This is a genomic window from Ramlibacter sp. (genome assembly GCF_050250995.1).
Taxonomy (GTDB): domain Bacteria; phylum Pseudomonadota; class Gammaproteobacteria; order Burkholderiales; family Burkholderiaceae_C; genus Ramlibacter.
On record NZ_JBFWNP010000035.1, the window covers coordinates 42,521 to 60,901 of the forward strand.

An 18,381-nucleotide genomic window follows, 5' to 3' on the forward strand; every position below is an offset into this window, starting at 1 on the left:
GCCCTCACCCCCCGCCCTCTCCCGCAAGCGGGAGAGGGGGCGCGTCCCGGCGCCACCGCCGCCCCAGCCGATCGAACGCCAGGTAGATCACCGGCGTCGTGAACAGCGTGAGCAACTGGCTCACCACCAGCCCGCCGAAGATGGCCAGGCCGAGCGGCCGGCGCAGTTCCGCGCCCTCGCCCCAGCCGAACATCAGCGGCAGCGCGGCGAAGAGCGCGGCGAAGGTCGTCATCAGGATCGGCCGGAAGCGCAGCAGCGCCGCCTGGTGGATCGCCTCCCGCGGCGACTTGCCCCCCTCGCGCTCGGCGTCGATGGCGAAGTCGATCATCATGATCGCGTTCTTCTTCACGATGCCGATGAGCAGGATGATGCCGATGATCCCGATCACGCCGAGGTCGTTGCCGCTCAGCATCAGCGCGAGCAGCGCGCCGACACCCGCCGAGGGCAGCGTCGAGAGGATCGTGAGCGGATGGACGTAGCTCTCGTACAGCACACCGAGCACGATGTAGACGCACACGACGGCGGCCAGGATCAGCCACAGCTGGTTCGACAGCGACGACTCGTACGCGCCCGCCGCGCCGAGAAAGGTCATGGTCACGCCGGCCGGCAAGCCGATTTCCTTCGCCACCTCGCGCACGGTGTCGACCGCGCGGCCGAGCGAGACGCCCGCGCCCGTGTCGAAGCCCACCGCCGCCGCGGGATACTGCGCCACGTGCGTGATCTGCAGCGGCGCACGCCGCTCGCTGATCCGCGCCACGGCCGACAGCGGCGTCGGCTGGCCCGAACTCGTGCGTAGCTGAACGGCTTCGAGCGTGCGCGCCGATGCCTGCGCGTCCGGCCGCGCCTCCAGCACCACGCGATACTGGTTCGTTTCGGTGAAGATGGTCGACACGATGCGCTGGCCGAACGCGCTGTAGAGCGCCTCGCCGATGGTCGCCGCGCTGATGCCCAGCCGCGCGGCCGTATCGCGGTCGATGTCCACCTGCACCGCCGCCCCCGTCGCCGCCGCGTCGGTCGACACGTTGCGCACCGCCCGGTTGTTCTGCAAGGCGGCGACGAGCCGCGTCGCCCATTCCGTCACCGTGGCCTGGTCCGACGATTCCAGCGCGAACCGGTACTGCGTCGGGCCGCTTTCCGACTCGATGGTGAGGTCCTGCGTCGGCTGCAGGAACAGGCGCGTGCCCGGCACCCGCTGGCCGCGCGAGCGCAGCCGCTCCATCGTCTCGTCGAGATTGCCGCCCACGCCTTTGAGGTTCACCAGCATGCGGCCGGTGTGCAGCATCGTGTTGTTCGCGGCGTCGACGCCCACGAAGCTCGCGACGCTCTGCACGGACGGGTCCTCCATCAGCCGCTGCGCGACCTCCTGCTGGATCGCCGCCATGCGCGGATACGAGACCGACTGCGAGGCCTCCACGCGCACCTGCAGCTGCCCCGTGTTCTGCGTGGGGAACAGTCCCTTCGGAATCCAGAGGTACAGCAGCACCGTGAGCACGAGCGTGGCCAGCGCCACGATCAGCGTGAAGCCCTGGCGCGCGAGCACCCAGACCAGCCCGCGGTCGTAATGGGCGATCACGCGGTCCATGCCGTGCTGAAGCTTCGCGCCCCAGCCGCGCGTCGGATGCTCGTCGCCCTGGCGCAGCCAGCGCGCGGACATCATCGGCACGAGCGTGAGCGAGACGACCGCCGAAATCAGGATGGTGATGGCCAGCGTCACCGCGAACTCGCGGAACAGCCGGCCGATGACGTCGCCCATGAACAGCAGCGGAATGAGCACGGCGATGAGCGACACCGTGAGCGAGATGATGGTGAAACCGATTTCGCTGGCGCCCTTCATCGCGGCCGCCAGCGGCGGCTCGCCGTCCTCGATGTGGCGGCTGATGTTCTCGATCATCACGATGGCGTCGTCGACGACGAAGCCCGTGGCGATGGTCAGAGCCATCAGCGACAGGTTGTTCAGCGAATAGCCGAGCAGGTACATCACCCCGCAGGTGCCGATGAGCGAGATCGGAACCGAGAGGCTGGCGATCACCGTGGCGCGCAGGCTGTGAAGGAAGGCGAAGATGACGAGCACGACCATCACCACGGCGAGGGCCAGCTCCAGCTGCACGTGATGCACGGACGCGCGGATGCCCGTCGTGCGGTCGGTGAGCACGTCGACCTGCACCGACGCGGGCATGCCCGCGGTGAGCTCGGGCAGGCGCTGCTTGATCGCGTCGACGGTCGCGATCACGTTCGCCCCCGGCTGCCGCTGCACGTTGAGGATGATCGCCGGCTTCAGGTTGGCCCACGCGCCGAGCTTCACGTTCTCGGCGCTCTCGACCACCTGCGCGACGTCGGACAACCGCACCGGCGCGCCATTCCGGAAGGTCACGACGAGGTTGCTGTAGTCCTTCGCGGTGAGCAACTGGTCGTTGGAGTTGATCGTGTACGCGCGTGTAGGGCCATCGATGCTGCCCTTGGCCGCATTGGCATTCGCCGCGGAGATCGTGGTGCGGATGTTGTCGAGCGTGAGGCCGATCGCCGCCAGCGCCCGGTTGTCGGCCTGGATGCGCACGGCAGGCCGCTGACCGCCGGCGAGCGTGACGAGACCCACGCCCGACACCTGGCTGATCTTGAGCGCCAGGCGCGTGTCGGCGATGTTGCGCACTTCGGTGAGCGGCAACTGGTCGGACGTGAGCGCGAGGGTGAGCACGGGCGCGTCGGCCGGGTTCACCTTTGCGTAAACCGGCGGGCCGGGCAGGTCGGCGGGCAGCAGCGAGCCGCCCGCGTTGATGGCGGCCTGCACCTGCTGTTCGGCGACGTCGAGCGCGAGGCCCAGGCCGAACTGCAGCGTGACGATGGAGACGCCCGCCGCGCTGGTCGAACTCATGCGCGACAGTCCGGGCATCTGGCCGAACTGCCGCTCGAGCGGCGCGGTGACGGTCTGCGCCATCACCTCGGGGCTCGCGCCGGGGTACAGCGTCTGCACCTGGATGGTCGGGTAATCGACCTGGGGCAGCGCCGCCAGCGGCAGGAACCTGAAGCCCACGAGACCGGCCAGCACGATGGCCAGCATCAGCAGCGAGGTCGCGACCGGCCGCAGGATGAAGGGACGGGAGGGGCTCATTGCGGGCGTGCCGCTCCGCCCGGCCCGGCGGGTCCGCCCGGCCCGCCGCCGCCTGCGCCGCCCCCTTCGGCCGCACGTCGCTCGCGGAAGCGCTGGCGCGCGGCTTCGCGCTCCTCGGGCGACATCGCTTCGAAGCGCTTGCGCCGCTCCTCGCGCTGTTCGGGCGTGAGTTCAGGCCGATTTGCGCCGGCCATCGCCGAAGCGCCGGCCCATGGAGACGTCGCCTCGGCGCGCTGACGGGGAGCCGCTGTCGTCGCAGAGGCCGCCGGCCGAGCCGTACCTGCCGCCGAAGCTGCCGACGCCGCCACCCCCGGCGCCTGCGCGCCCTGCCCCCGCTGCCGCCTGCCACCGCCCTGGAACCCCTGTCCTGGCGCATCGCCCGGCAGCACGACGCGCGACCCATCGCGCAGGCGGTCCGCGCCCTCGGTCACGACCCGTTCGCCGACCTGCAGGCCGCTGGCGACCTGCACGCGGTCGCCGAGCGGCTGGCCCTTCACCACCGGCCGCAGCTTCACGGTGCGGTCTTCCTGCAGCACGAAGACGTAGTCGCCGGTGCCGCCCTGCCGCAGCGCGGAGACGGGCACCACCACCGCATCCCTGACCGTGCGGACCTGCAGCTGCACATTGACGAACTGGCTCGGGAACATCTGCATGCGCGCGTTGTTGAAGCGCGCCTTGGCACGCACCGTGCCCGTCTGCGTGTCGATCTGGTTGTCGACGGAGGCGAACGCGCCGGTATCGAGCAACTCGGTCCGCGTGCGGTCGTACGCTTTCACCTCCATGAACGCGCCGCCGTTGTGCTGAAGCCAGGCCGCATGGTCCTGCGGCACCGCGAACTCCACGTCGATGGGCGTGAGCTGCGTGACGAGCGCCACACCGTTCGCATCGCCGGGGCCGATCACGTTGCCGATGTCCACCGGCCGCAGGCCGACGCGGCCCGGGATGGGCGAGCTGACGCGCGTGTACGAGAGATTCAGGCGTGCGGTGCCCTCCGTCGCCTTGTCGGAGACGATGGCGGCCTCGAGCTGGCGGACCTGCGCGGCCTGCGTGTCGACCTCCTGCCGCGCGATCGAGTCCTGCGACAACAGCGTGCGGAACCGTTCCAGCTGAACCCTCGCGGCTTCGAGCTGGGCCTCGTTGCGCATGCGCGCGCCGACGGCCTGCTGCAGCGCCATCTCGAACGGGCGCGGATCGATCACGGCAAGCACTTCGCCGGCCTTGACCTGCTGGCCTTCCTTGTAGCGGATCTCCTTCAGCACGCCCGACACCTGCGGGCGCACGCGCACGGTCGCGCGGGGGACGACGGTCCCCAGCGCGTCGAGATTCACCGGAATGTCGGCGCGTTCGGCGACGGCGATGCCGACCGTCGTGGCCGCGCCGCGTCCGCCGCCGCCGGGTCCGCCGGGCCCGCGTGCGGCCCGTGCGCCGCTCGCGCCCGGCCGGGCGCCGGCTTCGGTGGGTGCATCGGGATGCGTGAGGTCCCAAGCCAGCCAACCGAGCCCCGCCATGATTGCAAGCGCGACCACGCTGCCCACGATGCGACCCCGCCGGCTCATGCGAGCGCCCTCGGCTGGGGCCGGCTCGTGCGCGGCTGGGGTCTTGTCGGGCTGTTCCATCGGTTTCCTTCTCGTTATTGCTTCCGCTGAGCCAAGAACGCGGCAGCCGCGAGCTTGAAGTCTCTTATGCCTGAGCTGCGCCAGTATGCGACGCGATCAGTTGTAGGCGGAATTCTCGCCAACGAGGAGGGTCGCCGCGGCGTGTGTCGCGGCGATGTGGCGAATGTTGCGGGCAGGCAAATCCGAGCGACCTGGATTCCCGCCTTCGCGTGAATGACGAGCCGGACGTGCGTCATCCCCGCGAACGCGGGGATCCAGGGCTTCCTGGCGGAACGGCGATCAGGACGTGATCGTCACCAGCACGCTGCAAGGCGCGTGCTCGATCAGCGCGCCGGAGATCGAGCCGCGCCACCAGCGCGCCGCCCAGCTGTCGAGGTGCTTGTGCCCCACGACGATCAGGTTCGCCTCGATCTTCTTGGCGTACTTGGTGATCTCATCGATCGCCTCGCCCACCAGCACCTCGCCGCGCGCCGTCCAGCCGCGCGCCGAAAGCCGGGACAGGCCGTCCTGCAGCACGGCCTGGTACTTCTTCTTCTCGCGTTCCTCGAGCTCGACGTCGTACACGCCGCCCTCGAGGCCGACGAAGCTCATGGCCGACGGCATGACCGCGACGAGGAAGACCTCGGCCTCCGACCACTGTGCGAGATCGCTGCAATCGAACAGCGCCTTCTGGCCGGCGTCGGAACCGTCGTAGGCGAAGAGGATTCGTTTGTACATGGGCGCTCCCGTGCTTGGTTCGCGCGAAGCATAGTCCGGGGCGCCGCGTTTGCGCAACCGAGGGGTTCTACGATGCGCGGACTACGGGTTTCCTCGGGGCGCGATCAGCGACCCTGCGCCAGACGCGCGAGGAACTCCGGCGCGAAATGGCAATCCACGAAGTCGGCGAGGCCGTCGAACACGCGCTCCAGCGTGGGCGCGCTCGCACCGAACAGCGCCTGCACGACGGCCGCGTCCTCGAACAGGCCGTGCAGGTACACGCCGAGCACGTTGCCCGCGGCGTTCTGCCATGCGAGATCGCCCGCCATCGCGACGTGTCCCGGCGCCATTCCGGGGTGCTGCATCGTCCGGCCTTGATGAATTTCGTAGCCACGCGCCGCCACGCCGTCGAGCATGGACCATGCGCCGTGCAGGGGGCCGAAGCGCGCCTGCGTCCGGCGCACGATCTTCTCCGGCGCGAAGACCGTCACGAGCGGCAGCAGGCCGAGGCCGGGCGCATTTCCGTCGATGCCGTGCGTGTCGACGAGCGCCTCGCCCAGCATCTGCAAGCCGCCGCAGATCCCGAGCACCCGGCCGCCGCGCGCGGCATGCTCCGAGACCGCGATGTCGAGTCCCTGCGCACGCAGCCACGCGAGGTCGCTCGCCGTGTGCTTCGAGCCCGGCAGCACGATCCAGTCGGCGCCCTTCACCGCGGCAGGCGTGCGCGCCCAGACGAGACGAACGCCGGGAATGTTCCTGAGTTGCTGGAATTCGTCGAGGTTGCTGATCCGCGGATAGGCGATCACTGCGATGGTGGATTCGACCTTGCCCGTGCCCGAGCCCGTCGCGCGGTCGTCGAACACGCCGTCTTCTTCGGGCAGACCGTGGCCCCACCACATCGGGAGCGTGGCGACGGTCGGCACGCCCGTGAGCGCTTCGAGCTGCTCGGGCCCCGGCGCGAGCAGCGACGCATCGCCGCGAAAACGGTTGAGAACGAAGCCGTGCAGCAGCGCCCGCTCTTGCGGCTCGAGCAGCGACCAGGTGCCGAAGAGGTGTGCGAATGCGCCGCCGCGGTCGATGTCGGTGGCAAGCAGGCAGCGTGCGCCGGCATGCACGGCGACGCGCATGTTGACGATGTCGGACGATTTCAGGTTGATCTCCGCGGGCGAACCCGCGCCTTCGATCACGACGAGATCATTCTCCTCGCGCAGCGCATCGAGCGAGCGCCTGACGTGCGGCCACACCGCCTCGCCGCGGTCCCGCCACGGCATGCGCGTGAGCGCGTCGTTCACCCGGCCGAGCAGCACCACCTGGCTGTGCGTGTCGCGCTCGGGCTTGAGCAGCACGGGATTCATGCGTACCTCGGGCTCGGCGCCCGCGGCGAGCGCCTGGAAGTACTGCGCGCTGCCGATCTCGCCGCCCTCGACGACGCGCGCGTTGTTGCTCATGTTCTGCGCCTTGAACGGCGCGACCTTCAGGCCCTGGCGCGCATACCACCGGCACAGCGCGGTGGCGATCCAGCTCTTGCCCGCGCCGCTGGTGGTGCCCAGCACCATGATGCAGGGGGCCGCCGTCATTCCCGCGCCTCCCGCACCTGCGTCGGCGACGGCGCTGTCACCGCCGGCAGCGCCACCCATTCCCCCGCGACCGCATGAATCGCGAGCCGACCGTCGAACACGTTGCGCAGCGCCGCGTGCGTCGCGGCATCCCCGCACGCGCCGTGATGCGCGAGACGCCCCGCCTCGATCAGCACGATGTCATCCGCATGCAGCGCCATCGTGATCTCGTGCAGCACCGACACGGCCGTGCCGCCGCGCGCGACATGCCGCCGCACGAGCGCGAGCCAGTCGGCCTGGTGCGGCGGGTCAAGGTTGGCGAGCGGCTCGTCCATGAGCAGGATCGTCGCACGCACGGCGAGCGCGCGGGCGAGCAGCACGCGCTGGCGCTCGCCGCCGGAGAGCGAACCCAGGGCGCGATCGGCCCAGGCCCAGCACTGCGTCTCGCGCATCGCGTCCTCGACGGCATCGCGGTCCTCGTCGCTCGCCGCGCCCCACCAGCCCTGGTGCGGCAGGCGACCGAGCATCACCACGTCGCGCGCCAGCAGATCTTCGGCGCCGGTCTCGTTCTGGCCCATCCACGCCACGCGGCGAGCGCGCTCGCGGTGCGGCCACGACGCCGCGTCGCGCCCCTCGATGGCAACCTCGCCCGTGTACGGGATGAGTCGCGCGAGCGCTTTCAGGAGCGTGGTCTTGCCCGCGCCGTTCGGTCCCGCGATGGAGGTCCAGCGGCCCGAACGGATCGCGAGGTCGACGCCATGAAGCACTTCGACCTGGCCCAGCGACACGCGAAGGCCGCGCGCTCGCAGTGCGGCGATGCCGGACGCCGCCGCGACCTGCGGCTCGGGCATTTGCGCAGAAGCACCGTTCACACCGGCCTCCTGTGCATCAGCCACAGCAGATAGCCGCCGCCGAGCACCGCCGTGAGCACGCCCACCGGCAGTTCCTGCGGCGCGAACACCCAGCGCGAGAGCACGTCGGCCGCCAGCAGGAGCACGCCGCCCGCCAGCGCGGAGAGCGGCACGAGCCAGCGATGGGTCGTCTTCACCGCCGCACGCACGAGATGCGGCGCGACGAGGCCGATGAAGGCGACGAGTCCGACCTGAGCGACGGCCGCGCCGGTGGCGAGCGCCAGCGTGCCCACCAGCACGAGCCGCACAGGGCCGAGCGCGAGACCGAGACTCGTCGCCGTCGGTTCGCCGAGCGAGAGCGCATCGAGCGCGCGGCTGAAGACGACGGCGGCGGTGCAGGAAACGGCAAGCACGATGGCGAGCACCGCGACATTGCCCCATCCGAGAAAGCCGGTCGTGCCGAGCAGGAAGGCCTGCATCGTCCGCATGATGTCGGGCACGCGGAACATGACGAGCGCGGAGAATGCGCCGAACACCATGCCGACGATCACGCCGGCCAGCAGCAGCCGCAAGGTGTGCTGCACGCCCTTGGCGAGGCCCAGCGTGACCAGCACCGCGACGATGGCGCCCGCGAATCCCGCGCCCGTCATGCCGAGCCGCGCGAGCCAGCCGCCCGCGGCGACGGGCGACGCGCCGAGCACGACGAGCAGCACCGCGACGCCGAACGCGGCGCCCGTCGCGCTGCCGAGCAGGTAGGGATCGGCCAGCGGATTGCGGAACAGCCCCTGCGCGACCGCGCCTGCCAGTCCGAGCAGCGCGCCGGTCATCCACGCGCCGAGGCTGCGCGGCAGACGGATGTCCCAGAGGATGGCGCTCGTGGCCTCGCCCGCGCTCCAAAGCGGCTCCCAGCCGAGGCTGCCGACGGCGGTGCCGAGGGCGACCAGCGCGAGCGACGCCGCGGCGAGCAGGAGCGCGAGGCGAGCGGGCGTCACGGCGCAGGACGCCTGGGTGCCGCGCCCTGCCCCCACCCCGGCCCTCGTCCAGCGGCGGAGAAAGGAGTCGCAAGGCAGCGCGCGAGGATTTCCGCCGCTTCGCCCATGCGCGGCCCGGGACGCGCGAGCACGTCCCCCTCGGCGGGCGCGAACGTGCAGACGCGCTTGTCGCGAATCGCGCGAATGCGATGCCATCCGGGCCGGGCAGCGAGTTCGTCGATCTCGCGCCGGCTCGCCATGACGAGCTGAGGATCGGCACGGACGACAAACTCGGGATTGAGCTTCGGCACGGTGCCGAGCTCGCCCGGCACGACGTTCACCGCGCCCAGCCTCGCGAGCACGGCGCCGACGTGCGACGAGGCGCTGGCCGCATAGCCGCCGCCGCTCACTTCGTAATAGACGGTCGTGCCGCGCGCGTTCGCCGGCAATGCTGCCGCGGCGGCATCGATGCGCGCATTCATGCGCTTCCAGATCGCTTCGGCATCGCCGGCTCCGACAACCTGCGAAACGCGCAGCAGCGCGCGCCGCACGTCGTCGAAGGTCTTGAGGTCGAGCCCCATCACCTTCACGCCCAGGCTCTCCAGGCGCTGCAAGGCACGCGACGAGGAAGACAGCAGCACGAGATCGGGCTTCAGCGCCACGATGCGTTCGATGCTCGCATCGTCCACGCCGCCGACGTGCGGCAGTCGCGCAACCTGCGCCGGCCAGTTGGAGTAATCGTCGACGCCGACGAGGCGTTCGCAGGCGCCGAGCTCGCACACAGTTTCGGTGAGCGATGGAAGAAGGGTGACGATGCGCTGCGGCGGCTTGGCGAGCGCGATCCTCGCGCCGCGGTCATCGACAACGGCGGCGCGGGCCTGCACCGTCATGAGCAAGAACATCGGAAGCAAGAGCAGCGCCGCCACGCGCCTAAGCATGCGCCGCACTCCACGCAAGGATTCGCCGATGCAACTGCTCCACCCCGTCGGTCAGGGCCGCCGGACCCGGCTGCAGGATGTCGGCCGACTTGATCTCGAACAGCTGCCCGTTCCTCACGGCATCCACCTGGCCAAAACCCTCGCGCGCCGCCACCTTCTCCGGCCGGAACTTCTTGCCGCACCACGAGCCGAAGATCAGCTCGGGATCGCGCCTCGCGATCTCGTGCCGATCCGCGATGATCCGGTCCTTGCCCATCGCCTGCACGGCGAGTTCGGGGAACACGTCGTCGCCGCCGGCAATGCCGACGAGCTCCGACACCCAGCGGATGCCGCTGATCGCGGGCTCGTCCCATTCCTCGAAGTAGACGCGCGGGCGGCGCGGCAGGGCACGGCCCGCGGCTTCGATCTCGCCGAGACGCGAACACATTGCCTCCAGCAGCGACACGCCGCGGGCTTCGCAGCCGACCATCGCCGCCACCTGATACAGCATCGAGAAAATCTCCTCGACGCTGCGCTGGTTGAAGATCGTGACCTGCACGCCCTTCCTCACGAGCGCCGCCGCGATGTCCGCCTGCAGGTCGGAGAAGCCGAACACGCAGTCGGGCTTCAGTTCCAGGATGCGGTCGATCTTCGCCGTGAGGAAGGCGCTCACCTTCGGCTTTTCCTCGCGCGCACGGCGCGGGCGCACCGTGTAGCCGGAGATGCCGACGATTCGCGACTCCTCACCGAGCAGGTACAGCCACTCCGTCGCCTCCTCGGTGAGGCAGACGATGCGTTGCGGGCCGCGGGGAATGGAGATCATGGAATCAATTGGGATCTGACCCCAATTATTTGGGCTGCCAGCGCAGGGTGACAAACGCGCCACGGCCGGGCTGGTTGTAGCCGTACGCGGTTTCGTAGCGCTTGTCGGTCAGGTTGTTCAGCTTCGCCTGCAGGCTGAAGTCCCGCGCGAACTGCCAGTCGGCGTGCAGGTCGAGCGTGGTGTAAGCCGCGAGCGGCGTGCGGTTCGCGGCGTCGTCGAAACGAACGCCCACATGCACGAGCGCGCCGCCGAAGCCCCAGGCGCCCACCTTGTAATCGGCCGCAACGGTGAACTGCCGCTTGCCCCGGCGCGGCAGCAGGGTGCCATTCGTTTCGTTTCGCGGGTCCAGCAGCTCCAGGTTCGCATTGACGTGCAGGCGTTCGGTCGCCTTGCCGTCGTAGCCGAGCGTCCAGCCGTCGATGCGCGCGCGCGGCACGTTCTGCGGCAGCGTGGTGTTGGTCATGAAGCCGCGGATGCGGTTGTCGAAGCGAACGAGCTTCACTTCGTGCGCGCCGCGCGTGTACGTCACGCCGACGTCGGTGTTCCGGCCCTTTTCCGGCTGCAGCAGCGGATTGCCGAACATCGGGAAGTACAGCTGGTTGAACGAAGGCGCGACGAACGACGTGCCATGCGACGCATGCACGCGCCATTCGGGCGTGAGCTTGAAGCCGTAGCCCGCGAACGCCGTGTCGGCGCTGCCGAACTGCGAGTTGCGGTCGCGCCGCACGTTCGCCTGCCACGTGTGGCGGCCGGCGCTTCCGTTCAGGCCGGCGAAGACGGAGTCGATCACGCGGTTCGTGACGGTGTAGGCCGTCGTCGCCGAGATGTCCTGTTCGCGCCGCTCCAGGCCGGCAACCACCACGCCGAGCGGTGTCTCGACGTCGTTCTGCCAGCTCCATTGCGTCTCGCGCGTCTCGAAGGCGCCGGGGAAACTCGCGACGATCGTGTTGGCCGTGTCCTTGCCCTGCGACACGGTCAGCGACGTCCGCCAGCCGGGCAGGACCGTGCCCTTCACGCCCGCATGCGCCGTCAGCGCGCGGATCACCGTGCTCGAGCGGATGCCGGGGCCGTCGTCGAACGCACTGATGCCGTCGGAGTGCATGAGGCCGGCGTCGAAGCGCCAGGACTTGCCGAACGCCCAGCCGAGGGATGCGTTGACGGCATCCTGGCGGAACGGATCGATGTCCGGGTTGTGGTTGCCGAAGGGCGCGTAGGGCTGGGTGGCATCGAAGCCGCGCTCGCGCTGCCGCTGCACGCCCACCGCATACGTCAGCGCGCCGCTGCCGCCCACGGCGCCTGCCGCCGCGGTGAAATGGTGGTCGCTGCCGACGGTCAGCGCCGCATTCGGATGGAAGCCTTCGCGCCCCTTGCGCGTGATGACATGGACCACGCCGCCCACGCCGTCGCTGCCGTAGAGCGCGGACGCCGGGCCCTTGAGCACTTCGATGCGCTCGATCATGTCGACGGGAATCGTCTCCCAGCTCGGGATGCCCGCGGTGGCGGAGCCGAGTCGCACGCCATCGACCATCACGATGGTGTGGCGGTTCTCCGCGCCGCGGATGAAGACGCTCGACTGCTTGCCCCGCCCGCCGTTGGCCGAAGTCTGCACGCCCGCGCGGCGCGCGAGCAGTTCGGTGAGCGTGCGCGCGGTGGACGCCTCGATCTCGGCGCGGCCGATCACCTTGACATCGCTCACGAGCTCGTCGGCGCGCGTCTCGACGCGGTTGGCGGTGACGACGGTTTCGCGCAGCATGGATTGCGCGAAGGCGGGGGAGGACGGAAATGCGGCGGCGAGCGCCAGCGGAAGCGCGGCGAGGCACGTGCGTTGCACGGAAGTGGTCATGATGAAAATGAAAACAAGCGAATCGCCCTCGCCGGCTTCCCCGCCGGCGCATGGGCAACATGGCCGCGGCTCACGCCGCGACCCCCTCGTTGGCCGGTATCCGGGCTGGCGGACGACGACTCCATCACCTTCCCAGGACGGCTGTTTCAGACCGTCCCAGTGGCTTTGCCGATGGAGCGGGAACGCGTGGACGCGCTCCTGCCGCTTACCGTTGCGGGGGCAGCGCAGGTTGGCAACCCCTCGGTCCCATGCGACATGGCATGAGCCGGCGGGGCGCTCCCTGCTTCCCGTTGAACTGCGGCATGCGAACCACACCGCGAGCACCAACCCCTTGATTCTAGGCGGACTTTTTCGGCTGCCCCCCTACAATCGACGCCATGGCCAGCGCTTCGCAGATGGACCTTCTCGCCGACCGCGTCGAGCGCTTGCTCGTACGCTACGAGGAGCTGCAACGCACGAATGCGCTGCTCGCCGAACAGACGGAGCTGCTCACGCAGGAACGCGACTCGCTCAAGTCGCGCCTCTCCGCCGCCCGCGCACGCGTCGACGCCCTGCTCGAACGCCTGCCCGACCTGCAGTCCTGATTCGTCCCGTGAAGCAACTCGAAGTCCAGATCATGGGCCAGAGCTACCTGCTCGGCTGCCCCGAAGGCGGCGAGCAGCGCCTGCTCGAAGCGGTGGAGCGCGTGGACACCGCCATGTGCAAGATCCGCGACGCGGGCAAGGTGAAGGCGCGCGATCGCATCGCCGTGCTCGCCGCGCTCAATCTCGCATTCGACGTGGCGGACCGTAGCGTGCCCGCGCCCGCGCCCGCGCCTGCTTCGTCGTCTTCATCGGCGGCCGGCGAAGACGCCCGCCTGCGCCCGCTGATCGAGCGGCTCGATCGCGTGCTCGGCGACGACGGGCACCTGATCTAGTTGAGTTCGCGCGCGCGTTGTCAAGAACCCTTGGCGCGCTCATGGATGCAGTGCGAATTTGCCCCACGCGCGGCCGCACGCCCCTACAATGACCTCGTCTGCGGCCCGTACCGGGCTTTATATTTCCTTGAACCAATGCTCATTGAGCAAGGGCCTGGAACATCGCCCATCGAGCGTGATCATCTCGCGTCAGATGAACCCAACGACGGGTTGACCTCGCCCCCCTGAACCCTGGTTCAGGATGCGGTCCGGTACCACACCGCAGACGCCTTCTTCCACGGGCTGCCGGTGTTCCACCGCGCAGCCCGTTTTCATCGGCGATTCAACGGACTCGCGAGAGCCGTTCCGCCATCCGCGTCTGCCAGCCGGGACCGGTGGCGCGCCAACGTTCGATGACGTCGGCGGGCAGGCGCAGCGTGAGCTGGCGACGTGGGTTGGGGGACACGGGGCGTCCGCCCTTGTTGACGGTGCCGCGCGCCAGCATCTCGTCGGTGAGTTCAGGAATCTCCTCGTATTCGTGGTCCGCGATCTTGTGTGCGTCGACCCGCTTCAAATCAGACCCGAAGGAGCGGCGCGATTCGGACTTGCTCGCGTTCATTGGCTTTCCTCATGCTGAAGACGTGGCGATCCGCGCCACGCGGCGTGTATGCAACGACGACCATCCGATTGCCAAGCAGCCCGTAAGCGACGATACGGACCTCACCATACGCCTTGCGCGTGTCGACAATGTCGAAGGTGGGGCCTTGGAAGACGATGGCTGCATCGGCGAAATCCAGCCCTCGCTCCAGCAACGTCCGCTCCCGCTTCATGGGGTCGTAGGTGACGTGCACAGGTTAATGTAACTACATCAAGGTGAGAATGTCAAGCTGGACACCCATGGACGTGAAGCGGTTACGGTACACCCCGGTTCGCAAGCGTCAAGCAACTCATGTGTCCCCGACGCTCATGAGACAAGTTCTACCGCCACCGCGGTCGCCTCCCCGCCCCCGATGCACAGCGTCGCTACGCCACGCCGGCCACCGCGCGCCATCAAGGCATGCATGAGCGTCACCAAGACACGTGCTCCCGAGGCTCCGATAGGGTGGCCCAGCGCACAGGCGCCACCATTGACGTTCACGATATCGTGCGCAACCGTCAGCTCTCTCATCAAAGCCATCGGCACGACCGCGAAGGCCTCGTTGACTTCCCACAAGTCCACGTCCGCCGTCTTCCAGCCGGTCTTCGTGAGCAGTTTCTGCGTCGCGCCGACGGGAGCCGTGCTGAACCACTCGGGCTCCTGCGCATGGGAGGCATGGCCCACGATCCGGGCCAGAGGCTGGACGCCCAAGGTGGCTGCCGTGCTTTCCCGCATCATGACCAATGCCGCCGCTCCGTCATTGATCGACGAGGAGGACGCCGCGGTGATCGTCCCGTCCTTCTTGAACGCTGGCTTCAGCTGCGCCATCCTGTCCAGGTTCACCTTGCCCGGCCCCTCGTCAATGCCGATGACGCGTTCGCCGGCGCGGTCTTTCACGGTCACCGGCGCAATCTCCGCCCGGAAGGCGCCGCTCTCCGTCGCCTGCTTCGCGCGGGTGACGGATGCAATTGCAAAGGCGTCCTGCTGCTCCCGAGTGAAGCCGTAACGGGCCGCGCAGTCCTCGCCGAAGGCGCCCATCGAGCGCCCCGGCTGATACGCATCTTCAAGCCCGTCGAGCATCATGTGGTCGTAGATCTTGTCGTGGCCTATCCGGTAACCCGCGCGGCCCTTGAGTAGCAGATAAGGCGCATTGGTCATGCTCTCCATGCCGCCCGCAACCATCACCTCGTGACTGCCGGCCACGAGCATGTCGTGCGCCAGAATCGCGGCCATCATGCCCGACCCGCACATCTTCGACAGGGTCACAGCGCCGGTGCTGTGGGGCAAGCCGGCCTTGAACACGGCCTGGCGCGCAGGCGCTTGACCCTGGCCCGCCATCAGGCAATTGCCGAACAGAACCTCGCCAACGGCGTCTGTCGGAATGCCGGCCCGCGCGACCGCGGCGCGGATGGCAACGCCGCCGAGGTCGTGCGCGGCAAGGGCGGCGAAGTCGCCCTGGAACGCGCCCATGGGGGTGCGCGCCGCGCCGACGATGACGATGGGATCATTCATTTCAGGACCTCAGGACAAAGAAGAGTTGGAGTCGACCAGGGATCGGGCGATGACCATGCGCTGGATGTCGCTTGCGCCTTCATAGATCTGGCAGACGCGCACGTCGCGGTAGATGCGTTCCACCGGGAAGTCACGCACATAGCCGTAGCCGCCGTGGATCTGGATCGCCGCGGAGCACACCCGCTCCGCCATTTCGGAGGCGAACAATTTCGCCATCGACGCCGCGGTGAGGGAACTCTCGCCGGCATCCTTGAGCGACGCTGCATGCCACACGAGTTGACGCGCCGCCTCGACTTCGGTCGCCATGTCGGCCAGGCGGAACCCGACGGCCTGGTGTTCATGCAGTGGACGGCCGAAGGTGTGGCGCTCCTGTGCGTACCGCACCGCCGCGTGGAGCGCGGCGCGTGCCATGCCGATGCTCTGCGCCGCAATCCCGATGCGCCCGGCTTCCAGGTTGGACAGCGCGATGCGATAGCCCTCGCCGACCGGCCCGACAACGGCATCCGCGGCGACTCGGCAGTTCTCGAGCACGACCTGCGCGGTGTCCGAGGCGTGTTGGCCGAGCTTCTCCTCCAGCCGGTCGGCACGGTAGCCCGCAGCGGACGTGGGCACCAGGAAACAGGAGATTCCCTTCTTGCCGGCCTGCTTGTCGGTGACCGCGAAGACAATCGCCACGTCGGCGTGCCTGCCGGTCGTGATGAACTGCTTCACTCCGTCGAGCACCCACCCGTCGCCTTCGCGACGGGCGCTGGTGCGGATGGCCGAGGCGTCCGACCCGGTGTGCGGCTCGGTGAGGCAGAAGCATCCCAGCACCGACCCCTGTGCGAGCGGTCGAAGCCAGCGCTCCTTCTGCGCATCATTGCCCCACTTGTCCAGGATGCCGCAGGCCAGCGAGTTCTGCACGCTGACGATCGTGGAGATCGCGCCGTCGCCGGCTGCGATCTCCTCCAGGGCCAGGGCCACGCTGCGGTAGTCCATTCCGGCACCACCCCATTCGTCCGACACAGTGATCCCCATGGCGCCGAGTTCGCCCAGCTCACGCAAGAGCCCCAGCGGAAACTCACCCGTCCGGTCGCGGTCGGCCGCCGTGGGCGCGAGCCGCTCGCGCGAAAAAGTGCGCAGGCTGTCCCGCAGCATTCGATGATCTTCAGTCAGCATGGCATCGCCGCTCAAACGGATTTCATGAAATGGATCGGCGACGGACGCATGGCCATTGCCTGACCGTCTCCCGCTAGGATGCGTTCGCGCGCGGCAGCGTAACGGCGCAAGGCCACCTCCTTCACCGGCCCGAAGCCCCGGACTTCGTTGGCGGCGCGGGCCAGCGCCTGCACCTGCGCCAGCGTGCGCTCCGCAGGCGTCTCCAGCAGTTGCAGGATGTCCGACTCGAAGGTCTGCGCATGGTGTCGCTCGGCACGGCGCTCGGCGGTGTAGCCGAACACATCCAGCGGCGTGCCACGCAGGAGCCGCAGGGCCGCGAGCCCCTTCATGACGGGGAAGATCCACGGGCCGAACTTCATCTTCTTCGGACGCCCCGTTGCCGGGTCCTTGCGGGCCAGCAGCGGCGGCGACAACCACACCGAGACTTTGCGGCTGCGGTCGAATTCGGCTGCGAGCGACGCACGGAATTCGGGCGCGGCGTACAGGCGCGCAACTTCGTATTCGTCCTTGTACGCCATCGCGCGGAAGACAGCGCGGGCGACGATGCGTGTCAACTGCTCGGCACCGGGATGCACGGCGGCCTCGGCGCGCTGCACCTGTGCCACAACCGCTCCGAACCGCGCGGCGTGAGCGCTGTGCTGATACGCGGTGAGCTCGTTGCGAAGCCGAGCGAGCAGCGCGTCGAGCGGCTCGGTCGACGCAGCGGGCGCGGCACGCAGCCCGAGAGCACTCTCCAGCCTCTCCAGCCGGTCGGCGGCGACGCGGCCCCACTGGAACGCGCTCTTGTTCATCGCGACGGCAGCCCCGTTGCGCTCGATGGCTTCGATCAGTGCAGCGGCGGAGACGGGAACCAGGCCCTTCTGCCACGCATACCCCAACATGAACGTGTGCGACGCGACGGTATCGCCGAAGATCGCGCGGCACAGCCCACCGAAACCGAGCGCGTGGAAAGCGCCGGCTCGGGTTCGTTCGCGCACGCGTTCCAGCAACGTGGCAGAGGGCACTTCTGCATCGCGATTGGCAACGAAGTCGGCGGTCGGTGTTTCGTCCGTATTGAGCACCGTCGCCGTGCGCCCGGCGGACAGGCGCAGCAGCGCGTCCGCCGAGGCGGAGACGACGGTGTCCGCCCCCAGCAGCAGGTCCACCGATGCCGGGTCCACGCGCGACGCGTGGATCGCATCGGACGCGGACGCCACGCGCACCTGACTGATCACCGCGCCGTTCTTCTGTGCAAGACCCGTGAAGTCCAGCACGCTCGCCCGCTTGCCGTCGAAATGTGCGGCCGATCCCAGCAGGGATCCTGACGTGAGCACGCCGGAACCGCCAATGCCCGTGATGTAGATGTTGAAAGCGCCGGCATGGATCGGCAAGTCGGGCTGCGGCAGATCGCGCCCCAGCTCGCCCAGCAATTTGTCGAGGGCAGACGCGTCGGGCTTCTTCAACGTCACGCCTTCGAGTTCCACGAAGCTCGGGCAGAAGCCCTTCACGCACGAGAAGTCCTTGTTGCAGGCGCTCTGGTTGATGGCGCGCTTGCGGCCGAACGGCGTCTCCTTCGGTTCGATGGAGATGCAGTTCGACTGAATCGAGCAGTCGCCGCAGCCTTCGCACACCTTCTCATGAATGAAAACGCGCCGGTCGGGGTCCGCCAACTGGCCCCGCTTGCGCCGCCGCCGCTTCTCGGCCGCGCAGGTTTGCTCATACACGATCGCCGACACGCCCGCGATGCCGCGGAACTCCGTCTGCACGGCTTCGAGCGCGTCGCGGTGATGCACCGTCACGCCATGGGCAAGCTCTCCGTCG

At 68.9% G+C, this 18,381-nt stretch carries 16 protein-coding genes and 1 riboswitch; of the genes, 2 read left to right on the forward strand and 14 right to left on the reverse strand.

The features are described from left to right. Positions 1 to 4 precede the first annotated feature (4 nt). The 9 genes from AB7E83_RS19690 to AB7E83_RS19730 form a co-directional block, all read right to left on the reverse strand. Positions 5 to 3,106, reverse strand: coding sequence for an efflux RND transporter permease subunit (locus AB7E83_RS19690; protein ID WP_428572491.1), 3,102 nt, complete (start codon positions 3,104 to 3,106; stop codon positions 5 to 7). After that, positions 3,103 to 4,722, reverse strand: coding sequence for an efflux RND transporter periplasmic adaptor subunit (locus tag AB7E83_RS19695; RefSeq protein WP_428572492.1), 1,620 nt, complete (start codon positions 4,720 to 4,722; stop codon positions 3,103 to 3,105). The genes AB7E83_RS19690 and AB7E83_RS19695 overlap by 4 nt, the downstream gene beginning before the upstream one ends. Before the next feature lie 279 nt (positions 4,723 to 5,001). Further along, positions 5,002 to 5,439 (reverse strand): universal stress protein, encoded by a 438-nt coding sequence (locus tag AB7E83_RS19700; RefSeq protein WP_428572493.1) that lies wholly within the window; start codon positions 5,437 to 5,439, stop codon positions 5,002 to 5,004. 104 nt (positions 5,440 to 5,543) lie between these two features. Further along, on the reverse strand, positions 5,544 to 6,995 hold the full coding sequence (locus AB7E83_RS19705; protein WP_428572494.1) for a cobyric acid synthase: 1,452 nt from the start codon (positions 6,993 to 6,995) through the stop codon (positions 5,544 to 5,546). Then, a complete protein-coding gene (locus tag AB7E83_RS19710) occupies positions 6,992 to 7,825 on the reverse strand; it encodes an ABC transporter ATP-binding protein (protein WP_428572508.1) in 834 nt (277 codons plus the stop codon). The genes AB7E83_RS19705 and AB7E83_RS19710 overlap by 4 nt, the downstream gene beginning before the upstream one ends. 17 nt (positions 7,826 to 7,842) lie before the next feature. Next, on the reverse strand, positions 7,843 to 8,817 hold the full coding sequence (locus AB7E83_RS19715) for a FecCD family ABC transporter permease (RefSeq protein ID WP_428572495.1): 975 nt from the start codon (positions 8,815 to 8,817) through the stop codon (positions 7,843 to 7,845). Further along, positions 8,814 to 9,734: an ABC transporter substrate-binding protein gene (locus AB7E83_RS19720; RefSeq protein ID WP_428572496.1), complete on the reverse strand. Its 921-nt coding sequence runs from the start codon at positions 9,732 to 9,734 to the stop codon at positions 8,814 to 8,816. Before AB7E83_RS19720 ends, AB7E83_RS19715 begins: the two co-directional genes overlap by 4 nt. Further along, a complete protein-coding gene (locus tag AB7E83_RS19725) occupies positions 9,727 to 10,536 on the reverse strand; it encodes an ABC transporter substrate-binding protein (protein WP_428572497.1) in 810 nt (269 codons plus the stop codon). The genes AB7E83_RS19720 and AB7E83_RS19725 overlap by 8 nt, the downstream gene beginning before the upstream one ends. 25 nt (positions 10,537 to 10,561) lie before the next feature. Then, the gene (locus AB7E83_RS19730) at positions 10,562 to 12,367 is read right to left on the reverse strand and encodes a TonB-dependent receptor domain-containing protein (protein ID WP_428572498.1); all 1,806 of its coding nucleotides are present in this window, start codon (positions 12,365 to 12,367) and stop codon (positions 10,562 to 10,564) included. An 86-nt stretch (positions 12,368 to 12,453) separates the two neighbouring features. Beyond that, positions 12,454 to 12,722: riboswitch (cobalamin riboswitch) on the reverse strand. 34 nt (positions 12,723 to 12,756) lie between these two features. Here AB7E83_RS19730 and AB7E83_RS19735 point away from each other — a divergent pair. Next, positions 12,757 to 12,963: a DUF904 domain-containing protein gene (locus AB7E83_RS19735; protein ID WP_428572499.1), complete on the forward strand. Its 207-nt coding sequence runs from the start codon at positions 12,757 to 12,759 to the stop codon at positions 12,961 to 12,963. An 8-nt stretch (positions 12,964 to 12,971) separates the two neighbouring features. Beyond that, positions 12,972 to 13,295: a cell division protein ZapA gene (locus tag AB7E83_RS19740; RefSeq protein ID WP_428572500.1), complete on the forward strand. Its 324-nt coding sequence runs from the start codon at positions 12,972 to 12,974 to the stop codon at positions 13,293 to 13,295. Between the two features lie 322 nt (positions 13,296 to 13,617). Here AB7E83_RS19740 and AB7E83_RS19745 read toward each other — a convergent pair whose 3' ends face one another. From AB7E83_RS19745 to AB7E83_RS19765, 5 genes are all read right to left on the reverse strand, one after another. Further along, positions 13,618 to 13,893, reverse strand: coding sequence for a BrnA antitoxin family protein (locus AB7E83_RS19745; protein WP_428572501.1), 276 nt, complete (start codon positions 13,891 to 13,893; stop codon positions 13,618 to 13,620). After that, the gene (locus AB7E83_RS19750; RefSeq protein WP_428572502.1) at positions 13,850 to 14,104 is read right to left on the reverse strand and encodes a BrnT family toxin; all 255 of its coding nucleotides are present in this window, start codon (positions 14,102 to 14,104) and stop codon (positions 13,850 to 13,852) included. Before AB7E83_RS19750 ends, AB7E83_RS19745 begins: the two co-directional genes overlap by 44 nt. Before the next feature lie 134 nt (positions 14,105 to 14,238). After that, positions 14,239 to 15,423 (reverse strand): acetyl-CoA C-acyltransferase, encoded by a 1,185-nt coding sequence (locus AB7E83_RS19755; RefSeq protein WP_428572504.1) that lies wholly within the window; start codon positions 15,421 to 15,423, stop codon positions 14,239 to 14,241. Positions 15,424 to 15,432: 9 nt separating this feature from the next. Then, positions 15,433 to 16,581, reverse strand: a complete 1,149-nt coding sequence (locus AB7E83_RS19760) for an acyl-CoA dehydrogenase family protein (protein ID WP_428572506.1) — start codon at positions 16,579 to 16,581, stop codon at positions 15,433 to 15,435. An 11-nt stretch (positions 16,582 to 16,592) separates the two neighbouring features. Next, positions 16,593 to 18,353, reverse strand: coding sequence for a DUF6537 domain-containing protein (locus AB7E83_RS19765; RefSeq protein ID WP_428572507.1), 1,761 nt, complete (start codon positions 18,351 to 18,353; stop codon positions 16,593 to 16,595). Between the last annotated feature and the right edge of the window lie 28 nt (positions 18,354 to 18,381).

Bases quoted from the DNA above. Each gene is read 5' to 3' on its own strand.
- AB7E83_RS19690 (WP_428572491.1), bottom strand. From the start codon at position 3,106: ATGAGCCCCTCCCGTCCCTTCATCCTGCGGCCGGTCGCGACCTCGCTG.
- AB7E83_RS19695 (WP_428572492.1), bottom strand. From the start codon at position 4,722: ATGGAACAGCCCGACAAGACCCCAGCCGCGCACGAGCCGGCCCCAGCC.
- AB7E83_RS19700 (WP_428572493.1), bottom strand. From the start codon at position 5,439: ATGTACAAACGAATCCTCTTCGCCTACGACGGTTCCGACGCCGGCCAG.
- AB7E83_RS19705 (WP_428572494.1), bottom strand. From the start codon at position 6,995: ATGACGGCGGCCCCCTGCATCATGGTGCTGGGCACCACCAGCGGCGCG.
- AB7E83_RS19710 (WP_428572508.1), bottom strand. From the start codon at position 7,825: ATGCCCGAGCCGCAGGTCGCGGCGGCGTCCGGCATCGCCGCACTGCGA.
- AB7E83_RS19720 (WP_428572496.1), bottom strand. From the start codon at position 9,734: ATGCTTAGGCGCGTGGCGGCGCTGCTCTTGCTTCCGATGTTCTTGCTC.
- AB7E83_RS19725 (WP_428572497.1), bottom strand. From the start codon at position 10,536: ATGATCTCCATTCCCCGCGGCCCGCAACGCATCGTCTGCCTCACCGAG.
- AB7E83_RS19735 (WP_428572499.1), top strand. From the start codon at position 12,757: ATGGCCAGCGCTTCGCAGATGGACCTTCTCGCCGACCGCGTCGAGCGC.
- AB7E83_RS19745 (WP_428572501.1), bottom strand. From the start codon at position 13,893: ATGAACGCGAGCAAGTCCGAATCGCGCCGCTCCTTCGGGTCTGATTTG.
- AB7E83_RS19750 (WP_428572502.1), bottom strand. From the start codon at position 14,104: ATGAAGCGGGAGCGGACGTTGCTGGAGCGAGGGCTGGATTTCGCCGAT.
- AB7E83_RS19755 (WP_428572504.1), bottom strand. From the start codon at position 15,423: ATGAATGATCCCATCGTCATCGTCGGCGCGGCGCGCACCCCCATGGGC.
- AB7E83_RS19760 (WP_428572506.1), bottom strand. From the start codon at position 16,581: ATGCTGACTGAAGATCATCGAATGCTGCGGGACAGCCTGCGCACTTTT.